This is a genomic window from Micromonospora sp. LOL_013, from assembly GCF_048060315.1.
Taxonomy (GTDB): Bacteria; Actinomycetota; Actinomycetes; order Mycobacteriales; family Micromonosporaceae; genus Micromonospora_E.
Genome location: NZ_JBHMIQ010000049.1, coordinates 24,026 through 47,246 on the forward strand (window position 1 = coordinate 24,026; position 23,221 = coordinate 47,246).

At 72.2% G+C, this 23,221-nt stretch carries 18 protein-coding genes; 12 read left to right on the top strand and 6 right to left on the bottom strand.

The window, feature by feature from the left end:
- Window positions 1–297: 297 nt before the first annotated feature.
- Window positions 298–1,116, top strand: a complete 819-nt coding sequence (locus tag ACFHWS_RS25655) for an N-acetylmuramoyl-L-alanine amidase (protein WP_281550432.1) — start codon at window positions 298–300, stop codon at window positions 1,114–1,116.
- 23 nt (window positions 1,117–1,139) lie between these two features.
- Here the strand turns inward: ACFHWS_RS25655 and ACFHWS_RS25660 are convergent, their stop codons facing one another.
- The 4 genes from ACFHWS_RS25660 to ACFHWS_RS25675 are packed head-to-tail and all read right to left on the bottom strand — an operon-like array spanning window position 1,140 to window position 5,933.
- Complete coding sequence (locus tag ACFHWS_RS25660; RefSeq protein ID WP_416555488.1) at window positions 1,140–2,537, bottom strand: hypothetical protein; 1,398 nt, start codon at window positions 2,535–2,537, stop codon at window positions 1,140–1,142.
- Window positions 2,512–3,420: an alpha/beta fold hydrolase gene (locus ACFHWS_RS25665; RefSeq protein WP_416569280.1), complete on the bottom strand. Its 909-nt coding sequence runs from the start codon at window positions 3,418–3,420 to the stop codon at window positions 2,512–2,514. The genes ACFHWS_RS25660 and ACFHWS_RS25665 overlap by 26 nt, the downstream gene beginning before the upstream one ends.
- Complete coding sequence (locus tag ACFHWS_RS25670) at window positions 3,417–4,328, bottom strand: SDR family NAD(P)-dependent oxidoreductase (RefSeq protein ID WP_416555484.1); 912 nt, start codon at window positions 4,326–4,328, stop codon at window positions 3,417–3,419. Before ACFHWS_RS25670 ends, ACFHWS_RS25665 begins: the two co-directional genes overlap by 4 nt.
- 30 nt (window positions 4,329–4,358) lie before the next feature.
- On the bottom strand, window positions 4,359–5,933 hold the full coding sequence (locus ACFHWS_RS25675) for a hypothetical protein (protein ID WP_416569281.1): 1,575 nt from the start codon (window positions 5,931–5,933) through the stop codon (window positions 4,359–4,361).
- Between the two features lie 208 nt (window positions 5,934–6,141).
- Between ACFHWS_RS25675 and ACFHWS_RS25680 the strand changes: the two genes are divergently transcribed.
- A complete protein-coding gene (locus ACFHWS_RS25680) occupies window positions 6,142–7,038 on the top strand; it encodes an SDR family oxidoreductase (protein ID WP_416555476.1) in 897 nt (298 codons plus the stop codon).
- Between the two features lie 25 nt (window positions 7,039–7,063).
- Here ACFHWS_RS25680 and ACFHWS_RS25685 read toward each other — a convergent pair whose 3' ends face one another.
- Window positions 7,064–7,717 carry an MBL fold metallo-hydrolase gene (locus ACFHWS_RS25685; protein ID WP_416555474.1) on the bottom strand — a complete coding sequence of 218 codons (654 nt, stop codon included), beginning with the start codon at window positions 7,715–7,717 and terminating at the stop codon, window positions 7,064–7,066.
- A gap of 210 nt (window positions 7,718–7,927) precedes the next feature.
- On the opposite strand from ACFHWS_RS25685, the gene rsgA reads away from it, so the two are divergent.
- On the top strand, window positions 7,928–8,995 hold the full coding sequence (gene rsgA, locus ACFHWS_RS25690) for a ribosome small subunit-dependent GTPase A (RefSeq protein WP_416569282.1): 1,068 nt from the start codon (window positions 7,928–7,930) through the stop codon (window positions 8,993–8,995).
- Between the two features lie 9 nt (window positions 8,996–9,004).
- On the opposite strand, the gene ACFHWS_RS25695 is transcribed toward rsgA, so the two are convergent.
- Window positions 9,005–10,123: an LCP family protein gene (locus tag ACFHWS_RS25695; RefSeq protein ID WP_416569283.1), complete on the bottom strand. Its 1,119-nt coding sequence runs from the start codon at window positions 10,121–10,123 to the stop codon at window positions 9,005–9,007.
- A 407-nt stretch (window positions 10,124–10,530) separates the two neighbouring features.
- Between ACFHWS_RS25695 and uvrA the strand changes: the two genes are divergently transcribed.
- From uvrA to tpiA, 9 genes are all read left to right on the top strand, one after another.
- Window positions 10,531–13,518 (top strand): excinuclease ABC subunit UvrA, encoded by a 2,988-nt coding sequence (gene uvrA / locus ACFHWS_RS25700; protein ID WP_416555472.1) that lies wholly within the window; start codon window positions 10,531–10,533, stop codon window positions 13,516–13,518.
- 144 nt (window positions 13,519–13,662) lie between these two features.
- Window positions 13,663–14,151, top strand: coding sequence for a Rieske (2Fe-2S) protein (locus tag ACFHWS_RS25705; protein WP_416555470.1), 489 nt, complete (start codon window positions 13,663–13,665; stop codon window positions 14,149–14,151).
- A 91-nt stretch (window positions 14,152–14,242) separates the two neighbouring features.
- Entirely contained in the window at window positions 14,243–16,237 is a 1,995-nt protein-coding gene (uvrC, locus tag ACFHWS_RS25710) for an excinuclease ABC subunit UvrC (protein ID WP_416555468.1), read from the top strand.
- Between the two features lie 162 nt (window positions 16,238–16,399).
- The gene (rapZ, locus tag ACFHWS_RS25715) at window positions 16,400–17,299 is read left to right on the top strand and encodes an RNase adapter RapZ (protein WP_416555635.1); all 900 of its coding nucleotides are present in this window, start codon (window positions 16,400–16,402) and stop codon (window positions 17,297–17,299) included.
- Window positions 17,296–18,282, top strand: coding sequence for a gluconeogenesis factor YvcK family protein (locus ACFHWS_RS25720; protein ID WP_416555466.1), 987 nt, complete (start codon window positions 17,296–17,298; stop codon window positions 18,280–18,282). Before rapZ ends, ACFHWS_RS25720 begins: the two co-directional genes overlap by 4 nt.
- 53 nt (window positions 18,283–18,335) lie before the next feature.
- The gene (gene whiA, locus ACFHWS_RS25725; RefSeq protein WP_123602428.1) at window positions 18,336–19,316 is read left to right on the top strand and encodes a DNA-binding protein WhiA; all 981 of its coding nucleotides are present in this window, start codon (window positions 18,336–18,338) and stop codon (window positions 19,314–19,316) included.
- Between the two features lie 261 nt (window positions 19,317–19,577).
- Window positions 19,578–20,582, top strand: a complete 1,005-nt coding sequence (gene gap, locus ACFHWS_RS25730) for a type I glyceraldehyde-3-phosphate dehydrogenase (protein WP_416555464.1) — start codon at window positions 19,578–19,580, stop codon at window positions 20,580–20,582.
- A complete protein-coding gene (locus ACFHWS_RS25735; protein ID WP_416555462.1) occupies window positions 20,579–21,784 on the top strand; it encodes a phosphoglycerate kinase in 1,206 nt (401 codons plus the stop codon). The genes gap and ACFHWS_RS25735 overlap by 4 nt, the downstream gene beginning before the upstream one ends.
- 35 nt (window positions 21,785–21,819) lie before the next feature.
- The gene (tpiA, locus tag ACFHWS_RS25740; protein WP_416555633.1) at window positions 21,820–22,584 is read left to right on the top strand and encodes a triose-phosphate isomerase; all 765 of its coding nucleotides are present in this window, start codon (window positions 21,820–21,822) and stop codon (window positions 22,582–22,584) included.
- Window positions 22,585–23,221: the final 637 nt, after the last annotated feature.

The window sequence follows — 23,221 nt, forward strand, 5'->3', positions numbered from 1 at the left end:
TCTCGATACATGGCACCGTCGGGAGGGCGTCGGTCACCAAGACTGACGACACCGGGAGGACCGGAGTCGAGTTGTCGCCGGACGTGCCAGTCGAGGTGAGTCACCGGCCTGGCCAGCCGGTGCGCACAGTGGACCTGATGTCGCGGCGGCGCCCGCACCGGCGAGCGGAACCGCCCCGGTGAGCGGGGCCACCCGGCAGGCGACGGCCGAGCCGGTCCACGGTCCCACGTTCCTCCGACGCCGACCGGAATCGATCCACCCACCCCATCCGCCGGCTGGGAAAGGAGGCACCACCACATGGGAATCTGGACCGATCTCGCTACCTGGCGGGGTCCCACCGTGAACAGCGGCAACGGCACCGGTGCGTTGAACGAGCCGGAGGACCGCCTCGACGCGCACCACGGCATCGTGGTGCACATCGCCGCCGGATACTTCGAGGGCACCATCGCCTGGCAGCGCAACCCCGCGTCGCGGGTGTCGTCGCACTTCGTCGTGGCCAAGGACGGGCGCATCGCGCAGATGGTCGACACCGAGATCCGGGCGTGGACACAGCGGGCCGGCAACCGCACCTGGCTCAGTATCGAGAACGAGGGGTTCCTGCCGGACCGGCTCACCGCACCCCAGCTGGAGGCGAACGCCCAACTGCTGGCCCGATCACACCTCGAACACGGCGTGCCGGTCCGCAACGCGAACAGCCCGCGCGAACGCGGACTGGGCCACCACAGCATGGGTGCCGAGAACGGCTTCGACTGGGGACACAGCCAGTGTCCCGGTCCGGCGATCGTCGCTCAGAAACCGACGATCGTCGCCCGAGCAGCGCAGATCGTCACCGCGATCCGACCGCCGGTACCACCCCGACCACGATGGATTATCGACGACCTCGACGACCCGGGAGACACCGTCATGTACCTCGTGCAGTGCACCATCCAGACCCCGAACCCGATCTACGTCGTGCACGACAGCGGCAAGGTCCGGCACATCGGGCCCGCCGAACTCGCGTTCCTGCGCAGCCTCAGCGGCGAGGACGAGGTGCCCACCATCACCGAGTCGGATCCGGCCGCCTGCTCGCGGTTGCTGGCCGAGGCCCGGGTCGCCCAGGGCTTCCTGCAGAACTGAGCGGTCCGGTGCGGCCCGGGGCCTCACCCGGCCGGTGTCAGGGACTCCCAGCTGACGCCCGGGTACCCGCCGGACCGCCGCCAGAAGTCGTCGAACTGGGCGAGGGTCAGGTGACCCGGCATCGGATACCGGGCCGGGATCGCCTGCAGCGCCTCGTCGTACCGTGCGTACAGCGACATCTCACAGGGGAAGTCCGCCAGGTTCCGGCCGAGGTAGCGCCCGCTGCGGGTGGCCCGGTCGAGCACCGCCTGCCACCGCTCGGGCGGTGGCCAGCCCACCGCGTCCGGCACACCGTTCTGGAACAGCGCCAGATGGATGTCGGCGAACGGTTCCCGTTCGTCCAGGTAGCGCTGCACGTCGCGCAGGCTCGGATCCATGGTGAACGTCATCCAGTAGGGCACCGAGCCGGTCCGCAACGTCCACCACGGGTCGAGCACGATGAACGATTCGATCAGCAGCCGGCGCGCCGGGATGCGCCGCTGCCGGTACCACCACTGGTAGAGGTCGGCGACCATCGGCGACGGCGCCGACGGCCGCTCGAACCCGATCCGTCGGACCTGGTAGCCGTTCTCGGCGGCGAACCGGTCGACGTCCTCAGCCAGTTCCGGGGCGAAACCCCACTCCGCCTCCGGACTGACGCTGTCCGGTTCCGGACCGACCCACCGGCGTACCGGAGAGTCGTAGCGGTGCAGGTACGCGGCCACCCGGGGGCCACCCCGGTGGAACTCGTTCTGGGTGGCACCGCCGACCGCACCGTGCTGGAACACATGCCGCTCACCGACCGCAGTGGTCCGCCACTGCTTGCGGCAGTCGGCGAGGATGATCGTCCCACCAGGCGCCAGCCGATCCCGGAGGAACGCCTCGTACTCCGCACCCAGAGTGCGGCGCTTGAACCGGAAGTAGGTCAGCGCCCGCACCATCAACCGGTCCTGGTTGGCGTCGTGCATGTGGTGCAGCTGGATGTCCGGGTTGGCGTCGAGCAGCGCCCGGCCCGGCTTCAGGCCTTTGCGCAACGCGGTCGTCGGATCGTCCGGATGCACCCGCTGGGCGACCGGGATGAAGAAGGTCTGCGGCAGCCACGGCACCCCCAGCGCTGCCCACAGGTGCACCAGCGCGCCGCTGGACGAGCCGACCGCCACCGCCGGGTAGCGGCGCCGCGGGTACTCCCGGGTCACCCACCGGGAAACGTCTGCCACGTCGATGCGGCCCATCTTCGCGGCCCGTACCGCCTCGGTCAGCCCGCCGACGATGAACGCCTTCTCCCTGGCCCGGCCCGGCAGCAGGTCGGTCGCCTTCACCAGCGGCTTCAACAGCGTCGACTGGCCGAGGGCGGGAAACGACTCACCCCGTAGGTACGCGGCGGTGGCCAGCAGCATCGCCGAGGCCGAGTCGAAGCTAGCCAGGAACGCGGGTGCGGGCACCGTCGACACCTCCGCCGGTCGTCGCGAGCTCGTCGAGGAAGCCGTGGACCACCCGGGCGAACTCGGCCGGGTTGTCGTGGCTCATCGCGTGCACCACGCCGGGCAGTCGGCGCAGCCGGGCGTCGGGGGCCTGCCGGCGCAGTTCGGCGACCCACTGGTCGGACACCAGCGGGTCGCGGGTGCCCCGGCACACCAGCACCGGCGCGCCGACCCGGCGGATCGTGTCCTCGGGCCGGTCGGCCAGCGCCGCCGAGAAGGTTCGCAGCACCGGCCCCACGCCCGCCCGGCGGTAGTCGGTCAGCTGGATCCGCTTGAGCCGGACGGACTGGGTGGTCTGCTCGGCCTGCCAGCGCCACAGTTGGCCGCGCCACGTGCGGCGACCCGGATCCACCGTGGGGCTGGCCAGCACCACCGCCGACACCCAGTCGGGGGCCTGGGCGGCCGCCTCCAGCACCACCTGGCACCCGAGGGACACACCGACCAGTACGGCCGGGGCGGTGACCACGGCGGGCAGCCAGCTGGCCACAGCGGTGCCGAGCTCGGCGATGCCGGGCACCGGCTGCGGCTTGCTGCTGCGGCCGCAGCCGGGCAGGTCCGGGGCCAGTACGGTGCCGGTGGCGGCGAGCCGACCCGCCACCGGTACGCCGAGTCCGGCGGCGACTCCGAGCCCGTGCACCAGCACGATCGGCGGCCGACGGTCGGCCGGAGCCAGGTCGGCCGGCGCCGCCGGTCGGTCCCAGCACAGGCTGGTGATCGTCCACATGGTGTCCGAGGGCGCGCCGGCCCGGACCCGCCAGATCGGCGGGGCCGGCACCTCGACCTGCCGGGTGGCCGGCGGCGGTGTCGGCGAGCCGGGCGGCGACGGCGTCAGCAGCGGACTCATCGGGCACCACGCGAGGCGGGGTACGCCGTACGCCGGCCGCTGTCGACCCGGGCACCGAGCGGCATGGGTCGTAGCAGGTTGCCGGCGGTGTAGCCGACCGGGACGTCGGCGACCTGGGTCCGCCGGGCGGCCCGGGCGCGGGCCCGCTCGGTCAGCGCCGGCAGCAGCCGGGCGGCGAGCACCCCGCGCCGGGCACCGGGCCCGACGCGGACCTCCCGGCGAGGGCGGCGGACCAGCTGGACGACGGCCCTGGCCACCTCGTCGGGGTGGCAGGGGCGGGCCGGCGGCACCATCCGCCGACCGGTCCAGTTCGCGGCGCTGCGTGACATTGGGGTGTCCACCGGCCCCGCCAGCACCGTGCACACCGCGATCCCGGGCACGTCACGAACCTCCTGCCGGGTGCAGTCGCTCAGCGCCCGGATCGCGTGCGCGCTCGCCGCGTAGGCGCTCTGCTGCGGCGTCGGCGCCCAGCCGTGCACCGACGAGACGGTGATCAGGGTCCCGTGTCCCTGGTCCCGCAACCACGGCAGCGCGGCACGGATGCCGTGGTACGTGCCGAACAGGTTGGTTCGCACCACCTGATGCCACAGGTGTGCGGGGGTTTCCTCGACCGCGCCGTACAGGTTGACCCCCGCGTTGTTGACCCAGACGTCGATCCGGCCGAACCGGGCGACGGCCTGCCGGGCGGCGTCGGCGACGGCGTCGGCGTCGGTCACGTCGAGCGGGACCACCAGCACCTGCCCGCCCCGCCCGCGGCATTCGGTCGCCACCGTCTCCAGCGCGTCCCGGCGGCGGGCCAGCAGCACCAGGGTGGCGCCGGCGGCGGCGAAGCGGTGGGCGCAGGCCCGGCCGGTTCCACTGGACGCTCCGGTGACGACGACGGCCCGGTCGTCGAGATGTCTGGCCATGGGTTTCCTCCCGGTCTCGGTGGGCAGGGGTCAGTCCATCGGGGGTACGCCGAACGGCAGCGCCATCGGCCGGCCCCAGTCCCGCCACGGTGGGCAGGGCAGCGGCGGTTCGTCGTCGAGGAACCGGTTGACTTCGTGGTAGAACGCCGGGGTGTCCGGCAGGAAGGGGTGTGCCTCGCGGACCGGGCAGACGTTGCGGGCGACCGGCAGCCGCCAGCCGTGCGGCATGAGTGGCAGGTCGGTCGCCGAGGTGACCGCCACCGCCCGCACCGGCGGTGGCAGCGGCTCGGTCAGCACGGTGGCCCCGCCGTTGGCCGGGGCGAGCAGTTCCCGGGCGGCCGGGGCGTCCGGCTCGAAGTGGAAGTCCACCCAGTCGGAGATCGGCACCAGCAGCCGGAACAGGTCGCTGCCGACCCGACCGGGTCCGTCGCGCCCAGGCGGGAGGTAGCCGGCCGGGCTGTCCGGGAACGGCCCGATCAGGATCAGCTCGTCGACCTGCGCGGTGACTGCGCCGGTCACCGCCTCCCAGGCCACCCACACCGCGTGCGAGTGGGCGGCGACGACCAGCGGGCGGGGCAGGTCCCGGACCTGGTCGGCGAAGATGGCCACCTGCTCGGCGAACGGCCGCTGGGTGTCCGTCCGGTCGTACGGGGCGCCGGTGCGGATCGGGCAGCGGGCCCGGCCCTGCGGCTGGCCGTCGCCGGGGCCGGCGTAGGAGAAGTAGAACGTCTGCGCGCAGGTGTAGCCGAGGACGTCGGTGCGGGTGCCGAAGATGGTGCCCCGGCCGGAGGCGGAGTTGATTCCGCTCATCAGCAGGATGGAGCCGGCACGTGGTGCGGCCGGGTCGGTGACCGGCACCGACCTGGTGGCGATGAACACGGCGGTCGCGACCAGGAACAGCATGGTGGCGCCGGCGAGTCGCAGCCGGGGGAACGCCGGTGCCGGGCGGGCGAGCAGCCGGACCGCGACCGCGGTCAACGCCCCGGAGACCGGCACCGCGACCAGCTGCAGCGCCGGGACCTGTTCGGCGAGCACGCCGAGGCCGATCAGGGCGGCCGCGTACGGAACGGTCACCTCGACCCGCAGCCCGTGGCGCCAGGCGCGCCGCCAGGCCCGGCGCAGCCGCGTCGTGCCCTGCCAGGGCAGCGTGATGACGACGGCCACGACCAGCGCCATCAGCCCGACGCCGGCCCAGAACAGCCGGGAGTAGAGGACGGCGGCGGCGATGTAGGTGGCCTCGGCGGCGAACAGCAGGACCGGCAGCGCCGTGAGGTAGACGGTGGCGGCCAGGCGTAACCGTTGCCGGTCCAGTCCGCCGAGCATCAGCGCCAGCACGCTCACCCGTACCGCCAGCGCCCCGATCAGCCCGGCGGCGAACCACGGCCGGGACGGCGCTCTGGTCAGCAGTAGCCGCAGGTCGGTGTACAGGTCGACCGGGGGCAGGGCGACCAGGTGCGCGAGGCCGGGCCAGCGGGGCAGCGCGCCGGTGGCCGCCAGCAGGGTCACCCCGACGGTCAGCACGGCCAGCGGCCAGAGCCGGGGCGGTCCGAGGGTCGGGGCCGCCCGGATCGCGCCGGCGGTGTCCGTTGCGTCCCGTGTGCCCATCCGGTCACGCCGCCCGTCCTGTCCCGGCCGGCCGTGGAGAGCCGGGTCTGGTGATGCCGAACGACGGCTGCCCGCCGGCGGGTGGCTCAAACCTGCCGGGGGTGGATGCCGGTGCCGGGGGACCAGCCGACGGTTTCGGTCCGGGGTGGTGTGGGTACGGCTGCGGTGTTCACACCCGTTGCGCCCGTACCGTGAGGAGCGAACGATCATGGCCGACCAGCACATCCGGCAGGATCCGACGGAGCAGTACGGTCAGCGGCGGGGGCAGCCGGTGCAGAAGCAGCCACCGCCGGGCACCGGGGCCAGGATGGACCCGCCGCCGGACCACGGCGAGGAGAGTTACCGGGGCTCCGGCAGGTTGACCGACCGGCGGGCGGTGATCACCGGCGGGGACTCGGGGATCGGCCGCGCGGTGGCGCTCGCGTTCGCCCGGGAAGGTGCCGACGTCGTGCTGTCGTACCTGCCGCAGGAGGAGCGCGACGCCCGGGAGACGGTCCGGCTGGTCGAGTCGGCCGGCCGGCGGGCGGTGCCGGTACCGGGCGACATCACCACCGAGCATCAGTGCGTGGAGCTGGTGCGACGCGCCGTCGAGGAGCTCGGCGGCATCGACATCCTGGTCAACAACGCCGGGTACCAGATGGCGCAGGAGAAGGGGATCGCGGAGATCTCCACCGAGCAGTTCGACCGGGTGCTGAAGACCAACCTGTACGCGTTGTTCTGGATCTGCAGGGCGGCCGTGCCGCACATGCCGCCGGGGTCCAGCATCATCAACACGTCGTCGATCCAGGCGTTCGATCCGTCGCCGTCGTTGTTGGACTACGCGACCACCAAGGCGGGCATCGTGAACTTCACCAAAGGGCTGGCGGCGAACCTGGTCGACCAGGGGATCCGGGTCAACTCGGTGGCGCCCGGGCCGGTCTGGACGCCGTTGATCCCGGCGACCATGCCGCCGGAGGCGGTGGGCAAGTTCGGCACCACGTCGCCGATCGGTCGGCCGGCGCAGCCTGCGGAGCTGGCCCCGTCGTTCGTCTTCTTCGCCTCGCAGGAGTCCAGTTACACCACCGGCGAGGTGCTCGCCGTGACCGGCGGTCGCCGCACGATCTGACCGTCGCCGCGTCGCCGGTGACGGGTCACCAACCGCGGGCCCGCCACTGCGGCAGCGCCGGACGCTCGGCACCGAGCGTGGAGTCCTTCCCGTGACCGGGGTAGAACCAGGTGTCGTCGGGCAGCCGGTCGAACAGCTTGCGCTCGACGTCGTCGATCAGCGATAAGAAGTTGCGCCGGTCGCCGCGGGTGTTGCCGACCCCGCCGGGGAACAACGCGTCGCCGGTGAACAGGTGCGCCACCCCGCGCGGATCCCGGTAGAGCAGGGCGACCGAGCCGGGCGTATGTCCGACCAGGTGGACGACCTCCAGTTCGCAGTCGCCGACCGCGACCCGGTCGCCGTCGGCGATGGTGGCGGTGACCAGGGGCAGCCCGTCGGCGTCGGCCGGGTGGGCGAGCGAGGCGGCCCCGGTCGCGGCGGCCACCTCCTCCAGTGCCACCCAATGGTCCATGTGCTGGTGGGTGGTGACCACGGCGGCGAGCCCGGCCGGACCGATCAGCTCCAGCAGCCGGGGTGCCTCGTTCGCCGCGTCGATCAGCACCTGCTCGTCGGAGCTGGTGCAGCGCAGCAGGTAGGAGTTGTTGTCCATCGGCCCGACCGCGATCTTGGTGATGGTGAGCCCGGTCAGCTCCCGGACGTCCGGCGCGCCGCCTACGGTGACGTCTCCCTGGTAGGGCACCGGAACCTCCTGCTGGTTGTGGCTGGGCGGAATTGGCTTTCCCCGGCTGCCGTCAGAAGGCTACCGTTGCCGTGACGCGTCAGGCAGAGCTCTCCGGAGGGAGGTGGTGGTGACCGTGACTGTCCCCTGCGGTCCGTCCGCCTCTCCTTCCCACCGGGGTCGTCCGGCCGGTCCGGCCGGCGGGCACCCCACGACCTGACAAGGGTTCTCATGACGTTCGATCTCGCGTCCCTCGGCTGGGACGCCTTCCACGACCGTGCCCTGCCGGCTCCCGACACCGACCACCAGCCCGGCCGGGTGGCCCGGGTGGACCGCGGGGTGTGCACCGTACTGGTGGCCGACGGACCGATGCGGGCCAGTGTCGCCGGCGCGGTCCTCACCGCCGCCGCGTCCGACCCGGTGGCCCTGCCCTGCGCCGGCGACTGGGTGCTGGTGCGGACCTGGCCGGACGAGCGGACCACCGTCGAGCAGGTGCTGCCCCGGCGGACCGCGCTGGTGCGCCGTACCGCCGACAAGGACTCCACTGGGCAGGTGCTCGCCGCCAACGTCGACACGGCCGCCGTCGTCGAACCGATGCACCCGGCACCCGATCTGGGCCGCATCGAACGCTTCCTGGCGTTGGCCTGGGAGTCCGGCGCCGAGCCGGTGGTCCTGCTGACCAAGTGTGATGCTGCGGTCGACCCAGCGGCGGTGGGCGACCAGGTGTCCGCCGTGGCACCGGGCGTACCGGTGATCACGGTCAGCGCGCAACGCGGTGACGGCATCGACGAGGTGTCCCGGCTCGTGGCGCCCGGTCGCACTCTGGGACTGTTGGGGCCGTCCGGGGCGGGCAAGTCGACGCTGGTCAACGCCCTGGCCGGCACCGAGGTGATGGGGGTGCAGGCCATCCGCCGGGTTGACGGCAAGGGCCGGCACACCACCACCTACCGGGCGCTGATCCCGATCCCCGGCGGCGGGGCGGTGCTGGACACCCCGGGCGTACGGGCGGTGGGTCTGCTGGACTCCGCCGACGGCCTGGACGAGGCGTTCTCCGACGTGGCCGAGCTCGCCGCCGCCTGCCGGTTCGCCGACTGCGCGCACAGCGGTGAGCCGGGCTGCGCGGTGCGTGCCGCGATCGAGTCGGGCGACCTGCCGGTGCGCCGCTGGGAGAGTTGGCAGCGCCTGCAGCGGGAGGTCGCGCACGAGATGCGTCGCCGGGACGCGCGGCTGGCCGCCGCCGAGCGGGCCAAGTGGAAGCGGATCTCGAAGGACAACCGGGCACGTTACCGGCAGCGGTGACGGGCCGGGTCAGCGGCCGGTCGGGTGCTCGCGCAGCCAGTCGTCGACGGTGTCGCCACGGACCGCCGCGTACAGGTCTGCTGCGGCCGCCTCGTCGGGGAAGACGACACTCTGCCCGGCCTGCTGGCCGGTGCCCGCCGACGGCGAGGTGAGCATGGTCAGGTCGGTGCTGCGCAGCTGCCGCAGCGCCCACACCGTGTCGAACACCGAGGTGCCCTCGTCCACGGTGACCGCGTCGGCGGTGGCGCGCAGGAAGTCGTCCAGCTGGCCCGGGCTGGTGAGCAGCCCGCTGCCGCTGGCCTGGTCCAGCACCGCCGCGATGATTTCCTGCTGGTGCCGTACCCGGGTGAAGTCGCCGTCGGCGAACTGCTTGCGCTGCCGGGCGTAGTCCAGCGCGGTGTCGCCGTCCATCTGCTGCAGCCCGGCGGTGAACTGCCGGTACGGCGGGTGGACCGAGGTGAACGACTCGTCGACGGCGAGTTCGATTCCGCCGACGGCGTCGATGATCTCGGCGAAGCCGGCGAAGTCGATGAGCACCACGTGGTCGATCCGGACTCCGGTGAACGCCTCCACGGTCTGCACCAGCAGCGGCGTCCCGCCGGTTGCGTACGCGGAATTGATCTTGTCCTGGCGGCCGCCGCCGTCCGGGTCCGGAACCTGGACCCAGGTGTCCCGGGGGATGGAGATCATCTGTACGCCGCTGCGGTCGGCCGGCAGGTGCGCCAGGATGATCGTGTCGGTGCGGGAACCGGAGGTGTCCGGATCCCGGGAGTCGCTGCCGACGATCAGGAAGTTCTTCGCCTGCTCGACGGCCTTGACCGGGCGTTGCGCCTCGGGCAGTGCGGTGAAGATCTCCACCTTGTCGACGTGCGACTCGACGGATCGGGCGTACAGCCATCCGGCGGTGGCGGTACCACCGGCCACCAGGAGTAGCGACAGCCCCGCGACGAGCAGGGCGAGACGCAGCCAGCGGCCACCACGGCGGCGGGAGGACTGCTGCCCCGTCGCGCCGGGCGGCGACCCGTCGCCGTATACGGACGCGTCGGGCTTGGGTTTCGCATCGAGCATGACTCTCGCATCGGGCGTAGCTTTCGCGTCGACCGTGGCGTCGGAGACCGCGTCGGACATGGGATCAGAGAATACGGTGCCGCCGACCGGCCCGACATTGCCGGCTTGGCCGGTCAGTGCTGGCCGGACGGCAGCGGGGGCCGACCCGTCCCACCCCCCGATCGGACGGGCCGGCCCGCTGACACGTGGAGGAACCCCTGCTCCACGCCAGGTCAATGGGTGACTTGACCAGTATGTGCAGTATGCCGGGAGATCCGGATCGCCCGGGCGGTATTGGCGGGACCGGTACCGGGATACCCCGATCGGGTGACGACGTGGTCGGGCAGAGTTGTCGGAGCCCGGGGCTACAGTTGCCGAGGCATCGGCCGGGTCGGCGCAGACCTACTGACCCGGCGCCGTCAAATGTGACGATTCAGACACCTGACAGAAAACGCACCTTTGTGCGCCTCTACGGGAGCAGGCGGACCGTGGCCGACCGATTGATCATCCGTGGCGCGCGTGAGCACAACCTCCGCGACGTCAGCCTCGACCTGCCGCGTGACGCGCTCATCGTGTTCACCGGGCTGTCCGGCTCGGGCAAGTCGAGCCTCGCGTTCGACACCATCTTCGCCGAGGGGCAGCGGCGGTACGTCGAGTCGCTGTCGTCGTACGCCCGGCAGTTCCTCGGCCAGATGGACAAACCGGACGTCGACTTCATCGAAGGGCTCTCCCCGGCGGTCTCCATCGACCAGAAGTCCACCTCGCGCAACCCGCGGTCCACCGTCGGCACGATCACCGAGGTCTACGACTACCTGCGGCTGCTCTTCGCCCGGGTCGGCGAGCCGCACTGCCCGGTCTGCGGCGAACGGATCTCCCGGCAGACCCCGCAGCAGATCGTCGACCGGGTGCTGGCCATGCCCGAGGGCACCCGGTTCATGGTGCTCGCCCCGGTGGTGCGCGGCCGTAAGGGCGAGTACCTCGACCTCTTCGCCGACCTGCAGGCCAAGGGGTACGCCCGGGCCCGGGTCGACGGGGTGGTCCACCCGTTGACCGAGCCGCCGAAGCTCAAGAAGCAGGAGAAGCACACCATCGAGGTGGTCGTCGACCGGCTGACCGTCAAGGCGAGCGCCCGGCGCCGGCTGACCGACTCGGTGGAGTCGGCGCTCGGCCTCACCCGCGGCATCGTGCTGCTCGACTTCGTCGACCTCGCCGAGGACGACCCGGCCCGCGAGCGGCGCTTCTCGGAGCACCTGGCCTGCCCGAACGACCATCCGTTGGCGATCGAGGACCTGGAGCCGCGGGTCTTCTCGTTCAACGCGCCGTACGGTGCCTGCCCGGAGTGCGTCGGTCTGGGGACCAAGAAGGAGGTCGACGCGGAGCTGGTCGTCCCGGACGTGGAGCGGTCCCTGCGCGACGGCGCCATCCAGCCGTGGTCCGGCGGGCAGACCCAGGAGTACTTCGCCCGGCTGCTCGCCGCGCTCGGTGAGGCGGAGCACTTCGACCTGGACACCCCGTGGCGCAAGCTGCCCAGCCGGGCACAGAAGACCATCCTGTACGGCGCCGACGACCAGGTGCACGTCCGCTACCGCAACAAGTACGGCCGGGAGCGGTCCTACTACACCGGCTTCGAGGGCGTGGTGCAGTGGATCGAGCGGCGGCATACCGACACCGAGTCGGAGTGGTCGCGGGAGAAGTACGAAGGCTACATGCGGGACGTGCCGTGCGGGTCGTGCGGCGGCGCCCGGCTCAAGCCCGAGGTGCTCGCGGTCACCGTGGCCGGACGCAACATCGCCGAGGTGACCGGGCTGTCCGTCGGCGAGTGCGCCGACCTGCTGGGCGGGCTGGTGCTCACCGACCGGCAGAAGATGATCGCCGAGCGGGTGCTCAAGGAGATCAACGCCCGGCTACGGTTCCTGGTCGACGTCGGCCTGGACTACCTGTCGCTGGACCGCCCGGCCGGCACCCTGTCCGGCGGCGAGGCGCAGCGGATCCGGCTCGCCACCCAGATCGGCTCCGGCCTGGTCGGGGTGCTGTACGTGCTGGACGAGCCGTCGATCGGGCTGCACCAGCGGGACAACCACCGGCTGATCGAGACTCTGGTGCGGCTGCGTGGCCTGGGCAACACGCTGATCGTCGTCGAGCACGACGAGGACACCATCCGGACCGCCGACTGGATCGTCGACATCGGGCCCGGCGCCGGTGAGCACGGCGGCCGGATCGTGCACAGCGGGCCGGTTGACGAGCTGCTGACCAGCGAGGAGTCGCTGACCGGGGCGTACCTGTCCGGTCGCAAGGTCATCCCGGTGCCGGCCACCCGGCGGCCGGCGACGCCCGGCCGGGAACTGGTGGTGCACGGTGCCCGCGAGCACAACCTGCGCAACCTGACCGTCACGTTCCCGCTCGGCCAGCTGATCGCCGTCACCGGGGTCAGCGGCTCCGGCAAGTCGACGCTGGTCAACGACATCCTCTACACCGTGCTGGCCAACCAGATCAACAACGCCCGACTGGTGCCCGGCCGGCACACCCGGATCACCGGGCTGGACCACGTCGACAAGGTCGTCGGCGTCGACCAGTCGCCGATCGGCCGTACCCCACGGTCGAACCCGGCGACCTACACCGGGGTGTTCGACCACGTCCGCCGGTTGTTCGCCGAGACGACCGAGGCCAAGGTGCGCGGCTACGGTCCGGGGCGGTTCTCGTTCAACGTCAAGGGCGGCCGGTGCGAGGCGTGCTCGGGCGACGGCACCATCAAGATCGAGATGAACTTCCTGCCGGACGTCTACGTGCCATGCGAGGTCTGCAAGGGCGACCGGTACAACCGGGAGACCCTCGAGGTCCACTACAAGGGCCGCACCATCGCCGAGATCCTGCAGATGCCGATCGAGGAGGCGGCCGACTTCTTCGAGGCCATCCCGGCGATCCACCGGCACCTGAAGACCCTGGTCGACGTGGGGCTGGGCTACGTGCGGCTGGGGCAGCCGGCGCCGACCCTGTCCGGCGGCGAGGCGCAGCGCGTCAAGCTCGCCTCCGAGCTGCAGAAACGCTCCACGGGCCGGACCGTCTACGTGCTCGACGAGCCGACCACCGGGTTGCACTTCGAGGACATCCGCAAGCTGCTGACCGTGCTGGCTGGCCTGGTCGACAAGGGCAACACGGTGGTGGTCATCGAGCACAACCTCGACGTGATCAAGACCGCCGACTGGCTGATCGACATGGGACCGGAGGGCGGGCACCGGGGCGGCACCGTGGTGGCCGCCGGCACGCCGGAGGAGGTCGCCGAGGTCGCCGAGAGCCACACCGGGGCGTTCCTGCGCCCGGTCCTCGGGCTTACCGGCTCCGCCGCCGGATCGGCCGCCGCCTCCGCCCGCGCGGCAAAGGCCAACGGCGCGGCCGGCCGCACGACCGGGACGTCGACCAGGGCGAAGCGTGGCTCCTCCGGTGCACGGCGCGCCGCCGAAGCGGTCGCACAGCATTGACACAGCGACGTACAGCGGCGTCTACGGCTGCGCATGGATCATGGTCCTGCCGTCATTCCGGGATGAACCGTTCGTGACGCCTCGCCGTTTCTACTGGCGTGGCCATGGACGACCAGCCGTGGCAACTGACAGGAGGCAAGCTGAATGACTGAGCACCAGACGACGACCGACACCGGTCCGACCAGCCGCCGGGCGCTGCTGATCGGCGCAAGCGGGGTCGGAGCGACCGTGGCGCTCGCTTCGTGCGGCACCGGCGACGACGACATTCTGGGTGCCGGCGCCACCGACACTCCGGCCGGCAACGACCCCACCGGCGGCACGGAGACCGGCGGCGACACCGGTTCCGGCGGCGACGGCCTGACCACCAGCCAGGTCCCGGTCGGCGGTGGCGTGATCCTCGCTGCTCAGGGGGCCGTGGTCACCCAGCCCGTCGAGGGTGAGTTCAAGGCGTTCAGCAACATCTGCACCCACCAGGGCTGCCCGGTCGCAAACCTCGACGACGGCACCATCAACTGCACCTGCCACTTCAGTAGCTTCTCCATCTCCGACGGCTCGGTGCTCTCCGGCCCGGCACCGTCGCCGTTGGAGGAGAAGACCGTCACCGTCGACGGCGAGACCATCTCGGTGGCCTGACGGGTCCGGTCGTCCGCGTCCGCCGGGTGCGTGCCGCCCACGCGGACGCGGACGACCGGAGCTGTCACAGCCCTGGACTACGCTGACGGCGATGCCAGATCCGTCCAGCTACCGCCCTGCCCCCGGCACCATCCCGGACTCGCCGGGGGTCTACCGGTTCCGTGATCCCACCGGGCGGGTCATCTACGTCGGCAAGGCCAAGAGCCTGCGCAGCCGGCTCAACTCCTACTTCGGCGACCTGTGGCAGCTGCACCAGCGCACCCAGCAGATGGTCACCACCGCCGCGTCGGTCGACTGGGTGACCGTCGGCAGCGAGGTCGAGGCGCTGCAGCTGGAGTACCTCTGGATCAAGGAGTACGACCCCCGGTTCAACGTCCGCTACCGGGACGACAAGTCCTATCCGTACCTGGCGGTGACGCTGGACGAGGAGTTTCCCCGGCTGCAGGTGATGCGCGGGGCGAAACGAAAAGGGGTGCGCTACTTCGGGCCGTACTCGCATGCCTGGGCGATCCGCGAGACCCTCGACCTGCTGCTGCGGGTCTTCCCGGCCCGGACCTGCTCGGCCGGGGTGTTCCGGCAGGCCGGACAGGTCGGGCGGCCGTGTCTGCTCGGCGACATCGGCAAGTGCTCGGCGCCGTGCGTCGGCCGGGTCGACACCGCCGGGCACCGGGCGATCGTCGACGAGTTCTGCGACTTCATGGCCGGGCGCACCGACACCATGGTGCGCCGGTTGGAGCGGGACATGCACGACGCCGCCGAGGCGTTGGAGTTCGAACGGGCCGCCCGGCTGCGTGACGACGTCGCAGCGCTGCGTAAGGCGATGGAGAGGCAGACCGTCGTGCTCGGTGACGGCACCGACGCCGACGTGGTCGCCTTCGCCGAGGACCCGCTCGAGGCCGCGGTGCAGGTCTTCCACGTCCGCGGCGGCCGGGTGCGCGGTCAGCGCGGCTGGGTCGTGGAGAAGGTCGAGCAGCTGACCACCGCCGACCTGGTGCACCACTTCTGCACCCAGGTGTACGGCCCCGAGCAGGGCGAGACCGACGTGCCCCGGGAGCTGCTGGTGCCCGAGCTGCCGGCGGACGCACCGGCGCTCGCCGACTGGCTGACCGCCCGCCGGGGCAGCCGGGTGACGCTGCGGGTGCCGCAACGCGGCGACAAGCGCGCCCTGATGGAGACCGTGGCCCGCAACGCCGGCGAGGCGTTGACCCGGCACAAGCTGCGCCGGGCCAGTGACCTGACCACCCGCAGCCAGGCGTTGGAGGAGATCGCCGAGGCGCTCGGGCTGGCAACCGCGCCGCTGCGCATCGAGTGTTTCGACGTGTCGCAGATCCAGGGCACCGACGTGGTGGCCAGCCTGGTGGTGTTCGAGGACGGGCTGCCCCGCAAGGCCGAGTACCGTCGGTTCGCGGTCCGCGGCGCGACCGACGACCTGTCCGCGATGAGCGAGGTGCTGCGTAGACGCTTCGCCCGCCACCGCCAGCCCGCCGACGAGCCGCCGCCGCAGGGGCCCGCGGCCGACGTGCCGCCGCAGGCGACCCCGGACGGGGCATCGCCGCAGCCGACCGTCGACGTGGGGCAGCCTCCGGCGGGTGTCGACCCGCAGACCGGGCGGCCGCGCCGGTTCGCGTACCCGCCGCAGTTGGTCGTCGTCGACGGCGGTGCGCCGCAGGTGCAGGCCGCCGCGACGGTGCTGGCCGAGCTCGGCGTCGACGACGTGGCGCTGTGCGGGCTGGCCAAGCGGCTGGAGGAGGTGTGGCTGCCCGGCGACGACTACCCGGTGATCCTGCCGCGCACCTCCGAAGGGCTCTACCTGCTGCAACGCATCCGCGACGAGGCGCACCGGTTCGCGATCACCTACCACCGGCAGCGCCGGTCGAAGCGGATGACCGCCTCCGGGCTGGACCAGGTGCCCGGTCTCGGCGAGACCCGCCGCAAAGCGCTGTTGCGGCACTTCGGTTCGGTCCGGCGGATCGCCTCGGCGACCGTCGACGAGATCACCGAGGTACCCGGCATCGGACGGCGGACCGCGGAGACGATCGTCGCTGCGCTCGCCGGGTCGCCGGATGACGGCGCGGATCGCACCTAGAATCCCATCTGTGGTGCCGACCTGCGCGCACCTGGCGCGCCGCGTACCCGAGGCAGGAGGACCGTGAGGCAGGACAGCCTGAACCCGGGCGACGACATCACCCGGCCGGCCGACGACACACCGGACGGCGTCGCGGCGGTCGACGACCTGGCCAGCAGCGCCGTGCACGACGGCGAACCGGCCGGCACCGCGGCCGACCAGAACGAGGCCCGGCTGGTCGTGGTCACCGGGGTGTCCGGAGGTGGACGCAGCACGGTGGCCCGGGCCCTGGAGAACGTCGGCTACTACGTGGTGGACAACCTGCCGCAGGCGCTGCTGCTCGACATGGCCGAGTTGGCGATGCGGGCCGGCGGGGCGGCCCGGCGGACCGCGATGGTGCTGGACGTGCGCAGCCGCGCCTTCTCCACCGACCTGGTCGGCGCGATCCGCGCGCTCAAGGAGCGCGGCTACCAGCCCCGGGTGGTCTTCGTCGACGCCGCCGCCGACGTGCTGATCCGCCGGTTCGAAAGCGTCCGGCGCTCGCATCCGCTGCAGGGCGACGGCCGGCTGGCCGACGGCATCGCCGCCGAGCGGGACCTGCTCGCCGAGGCCCGCGACCAGGCCGATGTGATCATCGACACCAGTCATCTGAACGAGAACCAGCTCCGGCGCCGGGTCGAGGAGCTGTTCGGCGGCGAGGACGCCCGCCGGCTGCGGATCACCGTGCTGTCGTTCGGCTTCAAGTACGGGCTGCCGCCGGACGCCGACTTCGTGATCGACGCGCGGTTCCTGCCCAACCCGTACTGGGTCCCGGACCTGCGCGAGTACACCGGCCGGGAGACGTCGGTCAGCGGGTACGTGCTCAGCCAGGAAGGCGCCGACGACTTCGTCCGCAACTACGCCGAGCTGGTCAACGCCACCACCGCCGGGTTCGAGCGGGAGGGCAAACGCTATCTGACCGTGGCGGTCGGCTGCACCGGCGGCAAGCACCGCAGCGTGGCGATCGCCGAGGAGCTCGCCGTACGGCTGCGTCAGGCCCGGCTGTCGGTCAACGCCCAGCACCGCGACCTGGGGCGCGAGTGAGCGTACTGCGGGTGGTGGCCTTCGGCGGCGGGCACGGGCTGGCCGCCTCGCTGCGTGGCCTGCGCCATGCCGGTGCCGACCTGGCGCTGGACCTCACCGCGGTGGTTACGGTCGGTGACGACGGCGGGTCGAGCGGTCGGCTGCGGGCCGACCGGGGCGCGCTGCCCCCCGGCGACCTGCGCCAGGCGCTCGCCGCGCTCGCCGGGCCGGCGCCGGCCGACCAGCTGACCGCCGAGCTGTTCCAGCACCGGTTCGTGCCGGTGCCGGGGGAGGCACCGGCCACCGACCGACCCGATCCGCTCACCGGGCACGCGGTCGGCAACCTGGTGCTCTGCGGGCTGATGGAGCTGCTCGGCGACCCGGTCGCCGCGCTCGACCACGTCGGCCGGCTGCTCGGTGCGACCGGCCGGGTGCTGCCGATGTCCTGCGAGCCGGTGTCGATCGAAGCCGACGTGCGCGGCGGCGACCCGCGCCGGCCGACCGACGTGGTCACCGTCCGGGGCCAGCACGCGGTGGCGGTCACCCGGGGCCGGGTCGAGTCGGTACGGCTGCAACCGAAGGCGCCGGCCGCCTGCCAGCCGGTGCTGGCGGCGGTGCGCGACGCCGACTGGCTGATCTTCGGGCCGGGCAGCTGGTACACCAGCGTCATCCCGCATCTGCTGGTGCCGGACCTGGCCGCCGCGATCGTGGCCAGCCCGGCCCGGCGGCTGGTCACCCTGAACCTGGCGGCGGAGAAGGAGACCCTCGGGCTGTCGGTCGCCGACCACCTCGCCGCGCTCAGCTGGTACCTGCCGCAGCTGCAGGTCGACACAGTGCTCGCCGACGGCACGGCGGTCGGCGATCCCGGCCCGGCGGCCCGTGCGGCAGAATCGCTGGGTGCGCGTTTGACGCTCGCCCCGTTGGCGGTCGCCGACGGCAGCCCCCGGCACGATCCGGTCGCGTTGGGTGCCGCCCTGGTGCCTGTCCTGGGGTCCGCTCGTTAAGCACGTACGTATCGGTACCCGCCGTCTAACCGGCCCCCGTGAGGTGAATGACTATGGCGATGACCGCTGCCGTCAAGGACGAGCTGAGCCGGGTCGATGTGCCCAAGCCGTGCTGCCGTCGTGCCGAGATGGCCGCGTTGCTGCGCTTTTCCGGCGGGCTGCACATCGTCGCCGGCCGGGTCGTCGTCGAGGCCGAGCTGGACACCAACGCGGTGGCCCGGCGGCTGCGCCGGGAGGTGGCCGACGTCTACGGCTACTCGAGTGAGATCCACGTGCTGAGCCCGAGCGGGCTGCGCAAGGGCAACCACTTCATCATCCGGGTGGTCAAGGACGGCGAGGCGTTGGCCCGGCAGACCGGGCTGCTGGACGTGCGGGGGCGGCCGGTGCGTGGCCTGCCGCCGCACCTGGTGTCGGCGAACGTCTGTTGCGCCGTGTCGGCCTGGCGGGGCGCGTTCATGTCGCACGGGTCGCTGACCGAACCGGGCCGGTCCAGCGCGTTGGAGATCACCTGCCCGGGGCCGGAGTCGGCGCTGGCGCTCGTCGGGGCCGCCCGGCGGCTGGGGATCGCCGCCAAGGCACGCGAGGTGCGCGGCGTCGACCGGGTGGTGGTCAAGGACGGTGACGCGATCGCCGCGCTGCTCACCCGGATCGGCGCGCACTCCAGCGTGCTGACCTGGGAGGAGCGGCGGGTACGCCGGGAGGTGCGGGCCACCGCGAACCGGTTGGCCAACTTCGACGACGCCAACCTGCGCCGTTCGGCCCGTGCGGCGGTGGCCGCCGCCGCACGGGTGACCCGGGCGTTGGAGATCCTCGCCGACGACGCCCCGCGGCATCTGACGTCGGCGGGCCGGCTGCGGCTGGAGCACCGCCAGGCGTCGCTGGAGGAGCTGGGCGCGTTGGCCGACCCGCCGCTGACCAAGGACGCGATCGCCGGGCGGATCCGGCGGCTGCTGGCGCTGGCCGACAAGCGGGCCCGCGATCTCGGCATTCCGGACACCGAGGACGCGGTGACGGCGGAGATGCTCGTCGGGTGAACACCAGTTGTGAACCAGGGTGACCGGACGCCCCGGCGCAACACGGCACGGGCTTCTCGGATAGGGTCGCAGGGTACGGCGACGGGGCCGGCACCCGGCTCTCCCGCCGCGACCACCGCCTCGGGTGTCCCGCCCGAGCCACGTACGGCTGCGGCGTGACCAGCCGGATCATCTGATCGGCGCCCGGCCCGCCACGCGGTCGGCGCACACCAATCCGTCCGGCTCCGGCCCGGACGGGCGAGAAGCAAGGAGATGGGACCTGTGACCATCCGGGTTGGCATCAACGGCTTCGGCCGTATCGGCCGTAACTTCACGCGGGCGGTGCTCGCCTCCGGCGCGGACATCCAGATCGTCGCCTTCAACGACCTGGGCGACACCGCGACCACCGCGCACCTGCTCAAGTACGACAGCATCCTGGGCCGGCTGCCGCACGAGGTGAAGGCCAGCGGCGACGAGATCACCGTCGGCGGGCAGACCATCAAGGCGCTCGCCGAGCGCGACCCGGCCAAGCTGCCGTGGGGCGAGCTCGGCGCCGACGTGGTGATCGAGTCGACCGGCTTCTTCACCGACGCCACCAAGGCCAAGGCGCACGTCGACGGCGGCGCCAAGAAGGTGATCATTTCGGCCCCGGCCAAGAACGAGGACTTCACCGTCGTGCTCGGCGTCAACGACGGCCAGTACGACCCGGCGAAGCACACGATCATCTCGAACGCCTCCTGCACCACCAACTGCCTCGCCCCGATGGCGAAGGTGCTGCAGGACACGTTCGGCATCGAGCGTGGCCTGATGACCACCATCCACGCGTACACCCAGGACCAGAACCTGCAGGACGGCCCGCACAAGGATCTGCGTCGGGCCCGCGCCGCCGCGCTGAACATCGTGCCGACCTCGACCGGCGCCGCCAAGGCGATCGGCCTGGTGCTGCCGGAGCTCAAGGGCAAGCTGGACGGCTACGCGCTGCGGGTGCCAATCCCGACCGGCTCGGCCACCGACCTGACCGTCACCGTCGGCCGGGAGACCACCGTCGAAGAGGTCAACGCCGCGGTCAAGACCGCCGCGCAGGGCCCGCTCGCCGGCATCCTCACCTACACCGAGGACCCGATCGTGTCGGCCGACATCGTCACCGACCCGGCGTCGTGCATCTTCGACGCCGGCCTGACCAAGGTGATCGGCGACCAGGTCAAGGTCGTCGGCTGGTACGACAACGAGTGGGGCTACTCCAACCGCCTGGTGGACCTGGTCAAGCTGGTGGGCGCGTCCCTGTGAGCCAGGTAACCACTCTCGACGACCTTCTCGCCGAGGGTGTGTCGGGTCGGCGCGTGCTGCTGCGCGCCGACCTGAACGTCCCGTTCGAGAAGGACAACCCGGGGGTCATCGCCGACGACGGCCGGATCCGGGCGGTGCTGCCCACCCTGACCGCGCTGCGCGACGCCGGCGCGGCCGTGGTGGTCTGCTCCCACCTGGGTCGGCCCAAGGGCGCCCCGGACCCGAAGTACACCCTGGCCCCGGTCGCCGCCCGGCTCGGTGAGCTGCTCGGTGCGCCGGTCGCGTTCGCCACCGACACCGTCGGTGCCTCGGCGCAGGCCACCGTCGCCGCCCTGACCGGCGGGCAGGTCGCGCTGCTGGAGAACCTGCGGTTCAACCCGGGGGAGACCAGCAAGGACGCCGACGAGCGGGGTGCCTTCGCCGACCAGCTGGCGGCGTTCGCCGACGCGTACGTCGACGACGCGTTCGGCGCCGTGCACCGCAAGCACGCCAGCGTGTACGACGTACCGGCGCGGCTGCCGCACGTCGCCGGCCTGCTGGTGCACCGCGAGGTCGAGGTGCTCGGCAAGCTGACCGGCGCGCCGGAGCGGCCGTACGTCGTGGTGCTCGGCGGGTCGAAGGTCTCCGACAAGCTCGCCGTCATCGAGGCGCTGCTGCCGACCGTCGACAAGCTGCTGGTCGGCGGCGGCATGTGCTTCACCTTCCTCAAGGCCCAGGGCCACGAGGTCGGCAAGTCGCTGCTGGAGGCCGAGATGGTCGACACCTGCCGTGACCTGCTGGAGCGGGCCGCCGGCAAGATCGTGCTGCCGGTGGACGTGGTGGCCGCCACCGCGTTCGCCGCCGACGCCGACCACGACGTGGTCGACGCCGCCGCGATCCCGGCCGACCGGCTCGGCCTGGACATCGGCCCGCGCAGCGTCGCCGCGTTCGCCGAGGCCCTCGCCGGGGCCCGGACGGTGTTCTGGAACGGCCCGATGGGCGTGTTCGAGCTGGCGCCGTTCGCCGCCGGTACCCGGGGTGTCGCCGAGGCGATCACCAAGGTCGACGGCTTCACCGTCGTCGGCGGCGGTGACTCGGCGGCTGCGGTGCGCACCCTCGGCCTCGACGAGTCCGCCTTCGGGCACATCTCGACCGGCGGGGGCGCCTCGCTGGAGTACCTGGAGGGCAAGACCCTGCCCGGCATCGCCGCCCTGGAGAAGTGAGAGCAGTGCCTGAGACCGTTGCCCGCCGGCCGCTGATGGCCGGCAACTGGAAGATGAACCTCAACCACCTGGAAGCCATCGCGCTGGTCCAGAAGCTGGCGTTCAGCCTGAACGAGCAGCAGCTCACCGACGTCGAGGTGGCGGTGCTGCCGCCGTTCACCGCGCTGCGCAGCGTGCAGACGCTGATCGACGGGGACAAGCTGGCCATTGGCTACGGCGCTCAGGACCTGTCGCCGCACGCCTCCGGCGCCTACACCGGTGACATCTCCGGGGCGATGCTGGCGAAGCTGGGCTGCCAGTACGTCACCGTCGGCCACTCGGAGCGGCGGGCGTACCACAACGAGGACGACGCGGTGGTCAAGGCCAAGGTGGCCGCCGCGCTGGCCAACGGGATCACCCCGATCCTGTGCGTCGGCGAAGGCCTGGAGGTGCGGGAGGCCGGCGGTCACGTCGCGCACTGCCGCGACCAGGTCGACGCCGCACTGGCCGGGCTGACCGCCGAGCAGGTGGTCAAGGTCGTCATCGCGTACGAGCCGGTCTGGGCGATCGGCACCGGCAAGACCGCCACCCCGGCCGACGCACAGGAGGTGTGCGGGGCGGTCCGGGCCCGGCTGGCCGAGTCGTACGACCAGGCCACCGCCGACCAGACCCGGATCCTGTATGGCGGCTCGGTCAAGGCGGCGAACATCGCCGCGATCATGGCCGAGGTCGACGTCGACGGCGCGTTGATCGGCGGCGCCAGCCTGGACGCCGACGAGTTCGCCCAGATCGCCCGGTTTCCGGAGCACGTCAAGCGCTGACCTGCGAGGACGCTGACCTGCCGAAATCAGCCCACCACAGCCCGGATGTCCGGGCTGTGGTGGGCTGATTCCTGTCCACTTGCCCACCTAGCTCAGCTGAGGGTTTCGGGCCGAAGCCAGCGTCCCGCCGGCGATTCTGCCTTCGCGAGGCGTGCGGGTGCGGTCCGCGAGCCGATCGTTGGCCCGGTAGAGGTCGCCGTGGACCAGATCGGGATCGAGGAACGGGCTAGGCGACATCGGGCGCCGCCCGTCCGGTCCTGGTCAGGTCATCAACTCCTTCCGTGGATACTCCGGCGTTGCGGCCGGGGGAGGAATCGGAACTCCTGCGGAGCGGGACAGGGAAAGCCGGTCCGTCGCCGAGGTGGATCGGTGTCCACCGCACACCAACCTCACGGTTCACCACCGAATCGCTAGACTGTGGACTTCTGGGCGAGACGGGCCCGGTATCCGTCGTTCAAGTCGAGGAAGCGGTCGCGGCGGTCGGCGGAGTACACCGCCAGCGGGTTCCGGTGGCGCGCCGGCCGGCTGACCCTGGCGAAGATGTCCGAACCGTTGGACATCGTCTGGTCCCGACCGTTGCCGCAGGGCGCGGCGCCGTCGACGGTGACCGTGTCGCAGGACGCGGCGGGCCGCTGGT

Bases quoted from the DNA above. Each gene is read 5' to 3' on its own strand.
- ACFHWS_RS25655 (WP_281550432.1), top strand. From the start codon at position 298: ATGGGAATCTGGACCGATCTCGCTACCTGGCGGGGTCCCACCGTGAAC.
- ACFHWS_RS25665 (WP_416569280.1), bottom strand. From the start codon at position 3,420: ATGAGTCCGCTGCTGACGCCGTCGCCGCCCGGCTCGCCGACACCGCCG.
- ACFHWS_RS25670 (WP_416555484.1), bottom strand. From the start codon at position 4,328: ATGGCCAGACATCTCGACGACCGGGCCGTCGTCGTCACCGGAGCGTCC.
- ACFHWS_RS25675 (WP_416569281.1), bottom strand. From the start codon at position 5,933: ATGGGCACACGGGACGCAACGGACACCGCCGGCGCGATCCGGGCGGCC.
- ACFHWS_RS25680 (WP_416555476.1), top strand. From the start codon at position 6,142: ATGGCCGACCAGCACATCCGGCAGGATCCGACGGAGCAGTACGGTCAG.
- rsgA (WP_416569282.1), top strand. From the start codon at position 7,928: ATGACGTTCGATCTCGCGTCCCTCGGCTGGGACGCCTTCCACGACCGT.
- ACFHWS_RS25695 (WP_416569283.1), bottom strand. From the start codon at position 10,123: ATGTCCGACGCGGTCTCCGACGCCACGGTCGACGCGAAAGCTACGCCC.
- ACFHWS_RS25705 (WP_416555470.1), top strand. From the start codon at position 13,663: ATGACTGAGCACCAGACGACGACCGACACCGGTCCGACCAGCCGCCGG.
- uvrC (WP_416555468.1), top strand. From the start codon at position 14,243: ATGCCAGATCCGTCCAGCTACCGCCCTGCCCCCGGCACCATCCCGGAC.
- whiA (WP_123602428.1), top strand. From the start codon at position 18,336: ATGGCGATGACCGCTGCCGTCAAGGACGAGCTGAGCCGGGTCGATGTG.
- tpiA (WP_416555633.1), top strand. From the start codon at position 21,820: ATGGCCGGCAACTGGAAGATGAACCTCAACCACCTGGAAGCCATCGCG.